The organism is Aeromicrobium sp. JP4, from assembly GCF_054957925.1.
In genome coordinates, this window is sequence record NZ_CM143290.1 from 1,271,872 (window position 1) to 1,284,669 (window position 12,798).

At 70.2% G+C, this 12,798-nt stretch carries 15 protein-coding genes and 2 tRNA genes; 6 read left to right on the forward strand and 11 right to left on the reverse strand.

What is annotated here, in order from left to right; genetic code table 11:
• The first annotated feature begins 28 nt into the window (after positions 1 to 28).
• On the forward strand, positions 29 to 796 hold the full coding sequence (locus tag ACY1JX_RS06300; protein WP_462565581.1) for a DeoR/GlpR family DNA-binding transcription regulator: 768 nt from the start codon (positions 29 to 31) through the stop codon (positions 794 to 796).
• A gap of 6 nt (positions 797 to 802) precedes the next feature.
• Here the strand turns inward: ACY1JX_RS06300 and ACY1JX_RS06305 are convergent, their stop codons facing one another.
• From ACY1JX_RS06305 to tig, 9 genes are all read right to left on the reverse strand, one after another.
• A complete protein-coding gene (locus ACY1JX_RS06305; protein WP_462565582.1) occupies positions 803 to 1,960 on the reverse strand; it encodes a saccharopine dehydrogenase family protein in 1,158 nt (385 codons plus the stop codon).
• 20 nt (positions 1,961 to 1,980) lie between these two features.
• On the reverse strand, positions 1,981 to 3,249 hold the full coding sequence (clpX, locus tag ACY1JX_RS06310) for an ATP-dependent Clp protease ATP-binding subunit ClpX (RefSeq protein WP_181754908.1): 1,269 nt from the start codon (positions 3,247 to 3,249) through the stop codon (positions 1,981 to 1,983).
• A 98-nt stretch (positions 3,250 to 3,347) separates the two neighbouring features.
• The gene (locus ACY1JX_RS06315) at positions 3,348 to 3,947 is read right to left on the reverse strand and encodes an ATP-dependent Clp protease proteolytic subunit (RefSeq protein ID WP_462565583.1); all 600 of its coding nucleotides are present in this window, start codon (positions 3,945 to 3,947) and stop codon (positions 3,348 to 3,350) included.
• A 79-nt stretch (positions 3,948 to 4,026) separates the two neighbouring features.
• A complete protein-coding gene (locus ACY1JX_RS06320) occupies positions 4,027 to 4,602 on the reverse strand; it encodes an ATP-dependent Clp protease proteolytic subunit (RefSeq protein WP_078698878.1) in 576 nt (191 codons plus the stop codon).
• Between the two features lie 96 nt (positions 4,603 to 4,698).
• Complete coding sequence (locus ACY1JX_RS06325) at positions 4,699 to 5,106, reverse strand: hypothetical protein (RefSeq protein ID WP_462565584.1); 408 nt, start codon at positions 5,104 to 5,106, stop codon at positions 4,699 to 4,701.
• A 65-nt stretch (positions 5,107 to 5,171) separates the two neighbouring features.
• A complete protein-coding gene (locus ACY1JX_RS06330) occupies positions 5,172 to 5,654 on the reverse strand; it encodes an SRPBCC family protein (RefSeq protein ID WP_181754902.1) in 483 nt (160 codons plus the stop codon).
• Between the two features lie 98 nt (positions 5,655 to 5,752).
• On the reverse strand, positions 5,753 to 6,991 hold the full coding sequence (locus ACY1JX_RS06335) for an esterase/lipase family protein (RefSeq protein ID WP_462565585.1): 1,239 nt from the start codon (positions 6,989 to 6,991) through the stop codon (positions 5,753 to 5,755).
• Between the two features lie 113 nt (positions 6,992 to 7,104).
• A complete protein-coding gene (locus tag ACY1JX_RS06340; protein WP_462565586.1) occupies positions 7,105 to 8,253 on the reverse strand; it encodes a lipase family protein in 1,149 nt (382 codons plus the stop codon).
• A gap of 272 nt (positions 8,254 to 8,525) precedes the next feature.
• Positions 8,526 to 9,911 (reverse strand): trigger factor, encoded by a 1,386-nt coding sequence (gene tig / locus ACY1JX_RS06345; protein ID WP_462565587.1) that lies wholly within the window; start codon positions 9,909 to 9,911, stop codon positions 8,526 to 8,528.
• 134 nt (positions 9,912 to 10,045) lie between these two features.
• Here tig and ACY1JX_RS06350 point away from each other — a divergent pair.
• From ACY1JX_RS06350 to moaA, 3 genes are all read left to right on the forward strand, one after another.
• Positions 10,046 to 10,122, forward strand: a tRNA-Pro gene (locus ACY1JX_RS06350).
• Between the two features lie 57 nt (positions 10,123 to 10,179).
• Positions 10,180 to 10,620 (forward strand): molybdenum cofactor biosynthesis protein MoaE, encoded by a 441-nt coding sequence (locus tag ACY1JX_RS06355; RefSeq protein ID WP_462565588.1) that lies wholly within the window; start codon positions 10,180 to 10,182, stop codon positions 10,618 to 10,620.
• Entirely contained in the window at positions 10,617 to 11,594 is a 978-nt protein-coding gene (gene moaA, locus ACY1JX_RS06360) for a GTP 3',8-cyclase MoaA (RefSeq protein WP_462565589.1), read from the forward strand. The genes ACY1JX_RS06355 and moaA overlap by 4 nt, the downstream gene beginning before the upstream one ends.
• Before the next feature lie 10 nt (positions 11,595 to 11,604).
• On the opposite strand, the gene ACY1JX_RS06365 is transcribed toward moaA, so the two are convergent.
• Positions 11,605 to 11,847 (reverse strand): MoaD/ThiS family protein, encoded by a 243-nt coding sequence (locus ACY1JX_RS06365; RefSeq protein WP_181754890.1) that lies wholly within the window; start codon positions 11,845 to 11,847, stop codon positions 11,605 to 11,607.
• A 61-nt stretch (positions 11,848 to 11,908) separates the two neighbouring features.
• Here ACY1JX_RS06365 and ACY1JX_RS06370 point away from each other — a divergent pair, with 61 nt between their 5' ends.
• Positions 11,909 to 12,457 (forward strand): nucleoside/nucleotide kinase family protein, encoded by a 549-nt coding sequence (locus ACY1JX_RS06370; RefSeq protein WP_462565590.1) that lies wholly within the window; start codon positions 11,909 to 11,911, stop codon positions 12,455 to 12,457.
• A 46-nt stretch (positions 12,458 to 12,503) separates the two neighbouring features.
• Positions 12,504 to 12,579: transfer RNA gene (locus ACY1JX_RS06375), tRNA-Gly, on the forward strand.
• A 12-nt stretch (positions 12,580 to 12,591) separates the two neighbouring features.
• Here ACY1JX_RS06375 and ACY1JX_RS06380 read toward each other — a convergent pair.
• Positions 12,592 to 12,792: a hypothetical protein gene (locus ACY1JX_RS06380; protein WP_181754886.1), complete on the reverse strand. Its 201-nt coding sequence runs from the start codon at positions 12,790 to 12,792 to the stop codon at positions 12,592 to 12,594.
• Positions 12,793 to 12,798: the final 6 nt, after the last annotated feature.

The window sequence follows — 12,798 nt, forward strand, 5'->3', positions numbered from 1 at the left end:
CACAGAGTTCCACAGCTCGGGAGGTCACGTGTACGCCGCTGAACGTCAGGTGCTGCTGGCCGAGCGCCTCACCCGCGACGGGCGGCTCTCGGTGAACGAGGTGGCGGCGGAGCTGTCGGTGTCCACCGAGACGATCCGCCGCGACCTCGACGTGCTCGAGCGTGCCGGGACCGCCACGCGGGTGCACGGCGGTGCGGTGCTGTCCACGGCGTACGCGCGCCTCGAGGCCAGCCTCGCCCAGCGCACGGGTGAGAGGCCCGAGCTGAAGTCACGCATCGCGGCGGCCGCCCTCGAGTTCCTGCCCGGCACCGGCGGCAGCATCCTGCTGGACGGCGGCAGCACGGTGGCGCACCTGGCCGAGGTCCTGCCGGCCGACCGCCACCTGACGGTGCTGACCCACAGCGTCGCCATCGCCCACCTGCTGCTCGGCCACGACGGCATCGCCCTCCACACGCTCGGGGGCCGCGTCCGCGAGGTCACCGGCGTGGCCGTGGGCCAGACCACCGTGGAGGCCCTGCGGGGCACGCGCGCCGACGTGGCGTTCATCGGCACGAACGGGATCGCCGCCGACCACGGCTTCAGCACCCCCGACTCGGAGGAGGCCGCCGTCAAGCGCGCGCTCTTCGGATCGGCCCGCACCCGGGTGGTGCTCGCCGACTCCACGAAGTTCGGCCCGCACCGGGTGTTCTCCTTCGCTGACCTCGGCGACGCCACCGCCGTGGTCACCGACGACGGCATCACCGGGCGCGACCGCGCGATGCTCGAGGACGTCGGCGTCGAGGTCGTCGTCGCCTGACCGCCTCTACTCGACGGGCTGGGTGGCGAAGTCGATGCCGGAGTTCTGCAGCCGGTTGACCAACGCGGCGCCCATCGCAACGGCGGTGGTGGTCTGGCCCGAGACCTCGGGCAGGTCGTCGTAGGCCAGCGACATCGCCGACTCCGCGAGCATCTTGGCGGTCTCGGTGTAGCCCGGGTCGCCGCCGCGCACCGTGGTGACGAGCTTGGTGTCGCCGCTCATGCCGACGAGCGTGAGCGTGAACCACGACTTCGCCCGCTGCTCCTCGGTGGGACCGTCGCCGGCCGCCTTGAGCTTGACCAGCATGGCGCGCACCGGCGGGATCTGGGCGCCCACCGCCACCGCACCGAGCACGGGAGCGGCCAGCGCCATCATCCGGCGGGTCCTGAAGTGGGCGTGGTGCTCGTAGGTGAACTCCGGGCCGTACCGCTCGAGCGCCCGGGCCGACCTCAGCACGATCTGCGGGTCGATCGTGGGCAGCGGCACCCCGAACCCCTTCACGGGCGGCTCGGCGCGACCGACGCGGCCGCCGCCGCGCACGCGACGCCCCGTGGGTCGGCCCTCGCGGGCACGACGCTGCTTGGCGGCGGCCTTCGAGCCGCGGAACTGGCCGATCTGGCCCAGCGCCGAGTGGTAGGTGCCGGCCGAGAAGGAGGCCTTCGCGCGGATGTAGCCCTTGACCGTGATGGGGGCGTCGGCGGGGAGCTGCTGCACGGTGTGGAAGACGCCCAGGTCGTACGGGATCGAGTCGAAGCCGCAGGAGTGCACCAGCCGGGCCCCGGTGGCCACCGCGGTCTCGTGGTACTTGAGGTACATCTCGTCGACGAACTGCGGCTCGCCCGTCAGGTCGACGTAGTCGATGCCCGCCTCCGCCGCGGCCTTGACCGCAGGCTCACCGTGCTCGAGGTAGGGCCCGACCGTGCTGATGAGGACCCGCGTGCCGGAGGCCATCGTCGCCATCGAGGCGTCGTCGGCTAGGTCGGCGACGACGATCGCGGGTGCCTCACGACCCGTGGCCGCGATGCGCGCCGCCACCTGCTCGAGCTTCGCGCGCGAGCGGCCCGCGATCGCCCAGGTGGCGTCGGCGGGCAGGTGGACGGCGAGGTAGTCGGCGGTGAGACCGCCGGTGAACCCGGTGGCTCCGAAGAGCGTGAGATCGACCATGGGTCGACGCTATACCGGGGTCAGCTCGCCTTCTTGTCGGCCTCGTCGTGGGTGAGCACACGCGGCGGCGTGTGGTGGCGCACGGTGTCGGCCGTGACGATCACCTTGGCGACGTCCTCGCGGCTGGGGATCTCGTACATGACGTCCTGCAGGGCGTCCTCGACGATGGAGCGCAGGCCGCGCGCGCCGGTGTCGCGCTCGAGGGCCAGGTCGGCCATCGCCTCGCACGCGTCCTCGGTAAACTCCAGCTCGACGTCGTCGATCGCGAACAGCCGGATGTACTGCTTGGTGAGCGCGTTGCGCGGCTCGGTGAGGATCGAGATGAGGGCCGGCTTGTCGAGCTTGTTGACCGCGGCGATGACCGGCAGGCGGCCGATGAACTCGGGGATCAGGCCGAACTTCAGCAGGTCGGTGGGCACGACCTTGGACAGCTTCTGCAGGTCGTTCTCCTCGACCACCGGCGCGATGTCGGAGTTGAAGCCGAGGGTCTTCTTGCCGCTGCGCTGCTCGATGATCTGGTCGAGTCCGGCGAAGGCGCCACCGACGATGAACAGCACGTTGGTGGTGTCGATCTGGATGAACTCCTGGTGCGGGTGCTTGCGACCACCCTGCGGCGGCACCGAGGCGGTGGTGCCCTCGAGGATCTTCAGCAGCGCCTGCTGCACGCCCTCGCCCGACACGTCGCGGGTGATCGAGGGGTTCTCGCTCTTGCGGCTGATCTTGTCGATCTCGTCGATGTAGATGATGCCCGTCTCGGCCTTCTTGACGTCGTAGTCGGCGGCCTGGATGAGCTTGAGCAGGATGTTCTCGACGTCCTCGCCGACGTAGCCGGCCTCGGTGAGCGCCGTGGCGTCGGCGATCGCGAACGGGACGTTCAGCATGCGCGCCAGCGTCTGGGCGAGGTAGGTCTTGCCGCAGCCCGTGGGGCCGACCATCAGGATGTTCGACTTGGCCAGCTCGACCGTCTCGTCCTTGTTGATCCGGCCGGAGGCCTGCGCCTGCACGCGCTTGTAGTGGTTGTAGACCGCCACGGCGAGCGACTTCTTGGCGCCCTCCTGGCCCACGACGTAGGTGTTGAGGAACTCGTAGATCTCGGCCGGCTTCGGCAGCTCCCCGAGGCTGACCTCGGCGCCCTCGGCCAGCTCCTCCTCGATGATCTCGTTGCACAGGTCGATGCACTCGTCGCAGATGTAGACGCCGGGTCCGGCGATCAGCTTCTTGACCTGCTTCTGGCTCTTCCCACAGAAGGAGCACTTCAGCAGGTCGGCGGTCTCACCAATGCGTGCCATGCGAGTTGTTTCCTGTCGTTTCCTGGCGGTCCCCCCACGATGCCACACGGAGGCGTCGTGGGGGACCCGTCAACGGCGGTTCGGTCCGGTCGTGTCGCTCAGACCGGGACCTTGAGGGTTTCGAGCACCTGGTCGATGATTCCGTACTCGACGGCACCGGCGGCGGTGAGGATCTTGTCGCGCTCGACGTCGCGGCTGACCTCCTCGGCCGTCTTGTTCGAGGCCTCGGCGAGCATCTTCTCGAGCAGCTCACGCATCCGGATGATCTCGTTGGCCTGGATCTCCAGGTCGGAGATCTGGCCGCCCGTGCCCTCGGTGTAGGGCTGGTGGATGAGGATCCGGCTGTTCGGCAGCGCGAAGCGCTTGCCGGGCGTACCCGCGGCCAGCAGCACCGCGGCAGCCGAGGCGGCCTGGCCCAGGCAGAACGTCTGCACGTCGGGCTTGATGTAGCGCATCGTGTCGTAGATCGCCGTCAGCGCGGTGAACGAGCCGCCGGGGCTGTTGATGTAGATGCTGATGTCGCGATCGGGGTCCATCGACTGCAGGCACAGCAGCTGGGCCGTGACCGCGTTGGCGACGTCGTCGCTGATCGGGGTGCCGAGGAAGATGATGCGGTCCTCGAACAGCTTCGTGTAGGGGTCGATCCGGCGGAATCCGTAGGACGTGCGCTCTTCCCACTGCGGCATGTAATAACTCATCGCGACGCCTTCCTGGAGAAGCGACGGTAGGTCGGCGTCGCGATTCGGAGATCTGGATTGTTCACTCGCTGGCGCTCGCTCATCGCACGTCTCCTGCCGTGTTGACGATCTCGTCGATCAAGCCGTACTCCTTGGCCTGCGCGGGCGTGAACCAGCGGTCGCGGTCGGCGTCGGCCTCGATCTGCTCGACGCTCTGGCCGGTGTGCTGGGCCTGCAGCTGGTTGAGCTGCTTCTTCAGCAGGATGGACTGCTCGGCCTGGATCTTGACGTCGGACGCGGAGCCGCCGATGCCGCCCGAGGGCTGGTGCATCATGATCCGCGTGTGGGGCAGCGCGTAGCGCTTGCCCGCGGTGCCGGCGGCGAGCAGGAACTGGCCCATCGAGGCGGCCAGGCCCATGCCGACGGTGACGATGTCGTTGGAGATGAACTGCATCGTGTCGTACATCGCCATGCCCGCGTCGACGGAGCCGCCGGGGCTGTTGATGTAGAAGTAGATGTCGGCCTCGGGGTCCTCGGCGTTGAGCAGCAGCAGCTGCGCGCAGATCGCGTTCGCGTTCTGGTCGCGGACCTCCGAGCCGAGGAAGACGATGCGTTCCTTCAGCAGTCGGTTGTAGATGTGCCCGTCGAGATCGGAGGGACCCGCCTCGACGGCCATCTGGGGGCTCATGGGTGCGTTCACGTCATTGACCCTAGACCGCGGAACCGACGCAGACACGCGCCCGGCCCCCGTGTTCGCCATCGGCGTACAGGGTCACCGGGCCACGTGCGCGTCGACCTCGGCCGAGATGGCCGCGAGCGTGCGGTCCATGCCGACGAGGAGCTCGTCGTCGTGACTCTGGATCCCTCCGAGCGCCAGCGTGGCCACGACCCGGCTGAGCAGGCTGCGCCGGCCCCCGGCCAGGTCGCGGCGCAGGGTCAGGCGCGTGCCCCCGTCCTCGGGGTCGAGGCGGTAGCTCCACCGCGCGGCCGGGCCGTAGACCTGGAACGCCAGGCGCTGGGGGCGCACCACGTCGACGTAGCGGCTCACGGTGGGCCAGACGAACGCCTTGCGCCGGTTCAGGTTGAGCGAGACCTGGTTGTGGCTCAGCCGCCGGGGGTAGAAGAGCTGGAGCCACGTCTCGGGGCTCCAGCGCCTCATCCTGCGCTGGTCCTTCAGCACGTCCCAGACCTTCTCCGGCGGAGCGGCGACGAGCAGGGACGTCTCGAGGGGCGGGACTCCCCCGCTCAGGCTTTTCCCACCAGGTCACTGCTCTCGGCCGCGGCCTTGATGCGCTCGAGCGTCTGACGGATGCCCGCCTCGAGCTCCTCCTCGAAGTTCTCGGTGCCGCCCAGCACGCGGCGCGTGAGGAAGTTCGACAGCGACGAGACACCGTGCGGCGCGTGACGGCTCTCGGTGAGGCGCGTGCCCGTGGCGGTGGCCTCGAGGTCGTACGACCAGATCGTGCCGTTCTCGGCGATCTTGAACGCGAACCGCTTCCCAGGGACGAACTCCTTGACCTTCGAGCGCGTCGGCCAGAAGAGCGGGCCGCGCCGGTTCACGTTGATCGTGGTGGTGCCCACGCCGACGGGTCCCTTGCCGCGGACGATCATCTTGCGGCACTGCGGGCTCCAGCGGGGCATGTGGGCCGGGTTGCTCACCAGCTCCCACACCCGCTCGGGGGGCGCCTCGATGTCGATGGTCGCCGAGATCTCGTCGCGGTTGGCCATGCTGCTCTCCTTCGTCGCGGTCACTGCTCGGCGAGCCTAGTGGACCGTGACACCAGAACTGTCACATGGGGGTGATCCGGCTCACAGTGTGAGCGGGCTCAGGACTCCAGCGCTCGCGTACGCCGCGGGCGCGCGGTCACCCACGTGACCAGCCAGTCCGCGATCCGCGGATGGTTCAGCAACGCCTGGTGGTGGGTCGAGGGCAGGTACTCGAGCCGGGCGTGCTCCACGACCGGCCCGCTCCGGCCGATGCCCGCCGAGGAGGAGAAGTGCACGATCAGGTCGCCCAGCACCGTGCTGAGGAGGTGACGCTGGGTGGCCCCGACCGTCGCGGCCACGAAGTGGTACTCCGCGTGCGCCAGCGGGGCAGCGGCGATCCGGTCGAGGCCCCACCGAGCGGTGAGGTCCTGACCCTCCCACTCGTCGGCAGTGATGTAGCCGTGGCGCAGGTCGACGATGCCGGCCGAGCGGGAGTCCAGGATGGCGCCGAACGGCGTGGACTGGGGCCAGATCCTCAGGATGCGCGAGCCGAGGTGCGCGGCCTTCTCCAGGTTCGCGCCGGCGTGCGGCGTACCGAGGCACACGACGTCGCTCACGCGGTGGGCCCACTGGTGCCCGGCCACGGTGGCGCGGTTGGTGGCGGCGCGCACGACCAGGCCGCCCATCGAGTGGCCCACGAGGGTGATGCGGTGCACCGCCACCGGCCAGGCCTCGACCAGCTGCTCCAGCAGCTCGTCGAGGTGCTGGCCGTTCTCCGAGACGTGCAGGCCCGTGTTGTAGCGCAGGAGCACCGGGGTGGCGTCGGTGTGGGCAGCGACGCGGTCGGCGTACGTCGGGCGCTCGCGGCTGCTGCGCGACCACGACTCCTCGTTCTCGCACAGGCCGTGCACGAAGACGACGAGGTGACCCGTGGCGTCGGGGTAGGCCTGCCGCAGCCTCCACGGCGTGGCGGGGATGTCCGTGCCGTCGTGACGCAGCGACATCGTGATGGCCTGCGGATCCCCCAGCAGCCGCAGCTCGTCGCCGACGAGGCCGTTGACGGCGGATCGCACCTGGCGCCCGAGCCGGGAGTCGTCGACCGGCGCGCCGACGCCGCGCGCAGCCAGGGCGCGGGCCGCCCCACCGGAGAGGCGCAGGGCACCCGAGATGCCACCGTAGATCGAGCCCGCGACCGCGTCGTGCACGGACTCGGGCACCCGGCTGCCGACCAGTCGCGTCGCCCGGAAGGCCCGGCGGGCGATGGCGCCGTGGACCTCGCGCACCGTGCCGAGGACGAGCCTGTCGCCGTACTCGAGGGCCAGCGCGGCGACATCGGTGGTGCGCGCCGTGGAGGACATGGACCCATGGTGCCGTACGGCCTCGCATCGCAGGCGCGCGATCTCGTCCCGTGAACGCAGCCGCCCCCGCGAGCCGGAGCTCGCGGGGGCGGTGTCGCGCCGCGGAGAGGACCTCAGAAGATCCAGCCGCAGTTCGAGGCGAAGGACTTGCCCGCGACGAGGTCGTTGAAGAACCCGACGGCCTGGCCGCTGCCCTCGTAGCCGGACGCCACGTGAGTCGGGGCGAACAGGGTGCTGTACGAGATCTTCGAGCCCTTGGCGCACCAGTCCTTGGAGGCCTGCTTCACCGTCGCGTTCGGGATGACGTCGTCGGCCCAGGAGGACGTGACCTTGAACGGGACGCCGATCTTCTTCGAGCCGAGCTTCAGCTGGCCCAGGCGGCTCGCGATGTCGGCCCGCGACAGGTAGGACGTGATCGTCTTGCCCTCCTTGGTCAGCGTCTTGGTGTCCAGCCACCCGCTGGGCAGGCTCTCGGGCAGGCAGCCGTAGGCGGTGTCCGCGCCGTCGAGCAGCTTCTGGCCTGCCTCGTTGGTCAGGGCGCGGATGCCCAGCTCGGGGTAGGTGACGTCGAGCATCTTGACCGCGAACAGCATGAACGTCTGGTAGGCGCTGTGCTCGATGTTCCTCGCGACCGCGCCGAGGTCGACCGTGGGCGCCGTGGCGTGGCCGCCCTTGATCCTCAGCTCGGGCGCGTAGGTCGGGGCCAGCTCGAGGGCGCCCGCCGTGGCGCCACCGCCCTCGGAGAAGCCCTGGAGGAAGACCGGAGCGGTCTTGGAGAAGCCGAGGTTCTGCGCGGCCCGCACCACGTCGAGCGCGTTCTGGCCCAACGCGATGTTGTTCGCGTACGGGTGCGTGCCCGGCGTGCCGAGGCCCTCGTAGTCGGTCATCGCGACGGCGTAGCCGGCGTCGTAGAACTGCTTGAGCCAGTTCCCGTCGTACAGCTGGGCCGTCTCGATCAGCTTGCTGGGGGCGCACTTGTCGTTGAGGCCCTGGGTGCCGGGGCTCAACGAGATGATCGGACGCTCACCACCCTTGGTCCAGGCTGCCTTCGGGACGATGACCGTGCCCGTGACAGCGGTCTTGGCTCCGCGGGCACCGGTCGAGACGTACTGGACCTTCGTGACCGTGGCATCGGCCCGGTTCAGACCGAGGTTGTCGAAGGCGTAGGTGCCGGGTGCCTGCTTGAGGATGGCGCCGGGGGCGCCGGCGATGGTGGCCGGGGGCGTGTAGACGTCCTCGGCGGCGTGCGCGGGCGAGGACATGGTCGAAACCGCGAACGCGACGACGGCGGTCGCCGCGAGACTCGCGGTACGGGGGCGTGGGAACTTCACATTGTCTCCTGGGGTCCTGGTCGCTGGGACGACGTGTAACTGTTAGTTACAGTGTAACTAGAAGTTACATTCCCGTGTGAGGTGGCTCACGTCAAGACCCTGTTCTCTGGCTGGACAGCGTGGCGAGAGCGTCCGGAGACGAGAGAGAGCCGGCACCCCAGCGGGGTACCGGCTCTCGGTCGGTGGGACGAGCCCACCGGGGATCACTGCGAGTCGGACTCGGACTCGGACTCGGTCTCGTCCTCGGCGCCACCCACGGTGCCGTCGGCGCGCAGGTTGGCCAGGTCGACGACGTTGCCGGACTTGTCGGTGACCTTCGCGGACTCCACGAGCGCGGCGAGCGCCTTGCCGCGCAGCACCTCGCTGATCATCTCGGGCACGTGGTTGTGCTCCATGATGTGCTGGATGTAGGAGTTCGGGTCCTCACCGGACTGCTGGGCGCGGCGCATGATGTGCTGGCTCAGCTCGTCGTTGTCGAGCGGGTACTCGTTCTCCTCGACCAGCTGGTCCAGGACGAACTGCGCCACGATCGACTCGCGCACGTCGCGCTCGAGCTCGGCCTCGAACTCCTCGACGGTCTTGCCGTCCTCCTGGTCGGTGAGGTAGTCCTCCAGCGTCAGGCCGGCCATCGCGAGCTGCTGGTCCATCTGCTGGCGACGGTTGGTCAGCTCGCCCTCGGCGAGGCCCTCGGGCATCGGGGCGTCGATCTTGCTGACGAGCTCCTCGAGCACGAGGTCGCGGGCCTCGGCGGCCTGCTCGATCCGCTTGCCGCGGGTCAGGCGCTCGACGAGGTCGGCGCGGAACTCGTCCATGGTGTCGAAGTCCGACGCCATCTGGGCGAACTCGTCGTCGAGCTCGGGCAGGTCGGTCTGGCGCACGTCCTGCAGCGTGACGGTGACGTCCACCTCCTCGCCGGCGAGGTCGCCGCCGACCAGCGTGGTGGAGAAGGTCGCCGACTCACCCTTCGACAGGCCGGTGACGGCCTCGTCGAGGCCGTCGAGCATGGTGGCCTTGCCGATGACGTAGGGCAGGCCCTCGGCCTGGGCCTCGTCGATGAGCGAGCCGTCCTTGCGAGCGGCCGACAGGTCGATCGTGATCGAGTCGCCCTCGGCGGCCGGGCGGTCGACCTCGCTGAAGGTGGCGAAGCGCTCGCGCAGCTGGTCGAGCTGCTCGTTGACGTCGTCGTCGCCGACCTCGATGTCCTCGACCGTCACGGCGATCTCGGAGGCGTCGGGGATCTCGAGCTGCGGGCGCACGTCGAGCTCGGCGGTGACCTCGATGGTCTCGCCGTCCTCGAACTTCGTCAGGTCGATCTCGGGCTGGCCGAGCGGCGTGGTCTTGGTCTCCTGCAGAGCCTGCGCGTACCAGCCCTGGAGGGCCGAGTTCAGGGCCTCGTCGAGGACGGCGCCGCGGCCGACGCGCTGGTCGATGATCGCCGAGGGAACCTTGCCCTTGCGGAATCCGGGGACCTGGATCTGTGCACCGATGGTCTTGTAGGCCTTGTCGAGGTTCGGCTTGAACTCCTCGAACGGCACCTCGATGGTCAGCTTGACCCGGGTGGGGCTCAGCGATTCGGTGCTGCTCTTCACGTGATGACTCCTGCGTCGTTGGGCTCGTGGCAAGCCCACGGAGTCCTCACGCAGGCCAGCGTCCAGTCTACGGGGCCCCCGTGGTGGCGGGTCAAACGGGCTGCCGCCGAGCGGCCTACACTGATCCGTGCCCACGGGATGTGGCGCAGCTTGGTAGCGCACCTGCTTTGGGAGCAGGGGGCCGCAGGTTCAAATCCTGTCATCCCGACCACGTCCCGGCCACGAGACGAGCCCGGCCGAACTCGGTGCGGGCACCTAGGCTGTCTGCATGACGACCGAAGCGGTGACCGGACGGGTCGTCCACGCCCGCGTGGTCGACGAGCCGCTCGACGTGGCCGAGCACCTGGCCGCCGTCACCGGACGCGCGACCGGCGCCACCGACGTGTTCGTCGGCACGATCCGCGACCACGACCCCGACGCCGCCGGCACCGTCGCGCAGCTGGAGTACGAGGCGCACCCCGACGCCGAGGGGATGATGGCCGCCCTGGCGGGCCAGGTCGCGCTCAACACCGGAGCGACGGTCGCAGTCTCGCACCGCTTCGGCTCGCTCTCCGTCGGCGACGTCGCCGTCGTGATCGCCAGCGCGGCCCCCCACCGCCGCGAGGCGCTGGAAGCCACTCGCGCCCTGATCGAGCTGATCAAGACCGAGGTCCCGATCTGGAAGCGCCAGACCGACACGCAGGGCCGCTCGGACTGGGTGGGCCTGTGACCCTCGTCGACGGCTTCGGCCGCGTGCACCGCGACCTGCGGATCTCCCTCACCGACAAGTGCTCGCTGCGCTGCACCTACTGCATGCCCGCCGAGGGCGTGCCGTGGATCGAGCGCGACAGCATCCTCACCACCGACGAGCTGGAGCGGATCGCGCGGGTCTGCGTCGGTCTCGGCGTCACCAGCATCCGGCTGACCGGCGGCGAGCCCCTCGTGCGCAAGGACGCCGTCGAGGTCGTCCGGCGCCTGGCGGCGCTGGGCCCCGAGGTCTCGATGACCACCAACGGACTGCGCCTGGCCGAGCTCGCCCAGCCCCTGCGCGAGGCCGGCCTCGCTCGCCTCAACATCTCGATCGACACGCTCGACCGCGAGCGCTTCGCCCAGCTCACCCGCCGCGACCGGCTGGACGACGTCCTGGCGGGCATCGAGGCGGCGCGGGTCGCCGGCTTCACGCCGCTCAAGCTCAACGCCGTCGCGATGCGTGGCGTGAACGAGGACGAGCTCGTCGACCTGGTCGAGTACGCCGTCGGCCAGGGCGCGCAGCTGCGGTTCATCGAGCAGATGCCGCTCGACGCCGGTCACACGTGGGACCGCGCCGCGATGCTCACCGGCGACGAGATCCTCGAGCGGCTGCGCACGCGCTACGAGCTGGAGCCGATCCCCGGCCGCGGCTCCTCCCCCGCCGACACGTGGTTGCTCGACGGCGGTCCCGGCTCGGTCGGCGTCATCGCCTCGGTGACCGCGCCCTTCTGCGCCGCGTGCGACCGCATCCGCATCACCGCCGACGGCCACGTGCGCAACTGCCTCTTCGCGCGCGACGAGTCCGACCTCGTGAAGGTCCTGCGCGGCGGCGGCAGCGACGAGGACCTCGTGCGGATCATCAGCGGCTCGATCGCCGCGAAGCGCGCCGGCCACGGGATCGACTCCCCCACCTTCGTGCAGCCCGACCGCCCGATGAGCGCCATCGGCGGCTGAGCGGCGCGGCTCAGCCTCCCGCGTAGGGCGGCAGCACGTCGACGGTGCCACCGGCCGGGACGGGCGCCGACCGGTCGGTCGTGCGCGTGCCCTCCACCAGCACCGAGCACCGCGTCAGCACCGGACCGAGGTCCTCGAACCTCGCGGCCAACGCGTCGAGGACGTCGCCGATCGTGGCGGCCTCGACCGTCGTCTCCGAGGTGCCGGCCGCCTCGCGGGCGGCGGCGAAGAGTCGCACTCTCACGGGCTCCATGCAGCCAAACTAGCGTCCACGCGGGCTCGCCACGATCCGACGAACGGGTAGCGTCGACCCGGTGGACCCCTCCAGCCTTCCCGAGCTCCTGGCCGCGCGCGTGCGCGGCCGCGCTCCGGCCTGCGGAGCCACCCGCGTCATCGCGATCGACGGCCGCAGCGGAGCCGGCAAGACGGCACTCGCCCTGGACCTCGCCGACCGGATCGGCGCGCCAATCCTGCACCTCGAGCGTCTCTACCCCGGCTGGCACGGCCTGTCCCGGACCCCCGCGATCGTCCGTGCCCTCCTGGCCGACCTGGCGATCGGCGAGATCGGCCGCGCCCGGCAGTGGGACTGGGAGGCCGACGCGCCGGGCCGGTGGCTCACCGTGCGACCGACGAACGACCTCATCATCGAGGGCGTGGGGGCCGGCGCCACCGCGCTGCGGCCGTTCCTGAGCCATCTCGTGTGGCTCCAGGCGCCCGAGGAGGAGCGCCGCCGGCGGGCCCTCACCCGCGACGGCGACACCTACGCCCCGTGGTGGGACGTGTGGGCCGCCCAGGAGGAGCAGTACATCGCCACCGACCACACGCCGGAGGCAGCCGACCTGATCGTGTCGACGGGGTCCTGAGTCCTCACGCGGTTGTGGCATCATGGAGGCGGCGCCTCGGCGCCACGCGGACGTAACTCAATGGCTAGAGTCCCTGCCTTCCAAGCAGGATGTTGCGAGTTCGAATCTCGTCGTCCGCTCCACGTACCTGCGCCTCAGTCGCGCCGGCCCCGCCCGCGAGCGACGAGGGTCCGCCCCACGGTCACCACGATCCAGGCCGCGCCGAACACCACGAAGACCCAGCCCTTGTCGGGGTCGCTCGTGCTGGTCAGGATGAAGACCCCCATCAGCACGACGCCCGCCGCCGTGGCGAGCAGCGGCCACTGGTCGGCGAGTCCGCGGGGCGAGTCGTCCATGCCTCG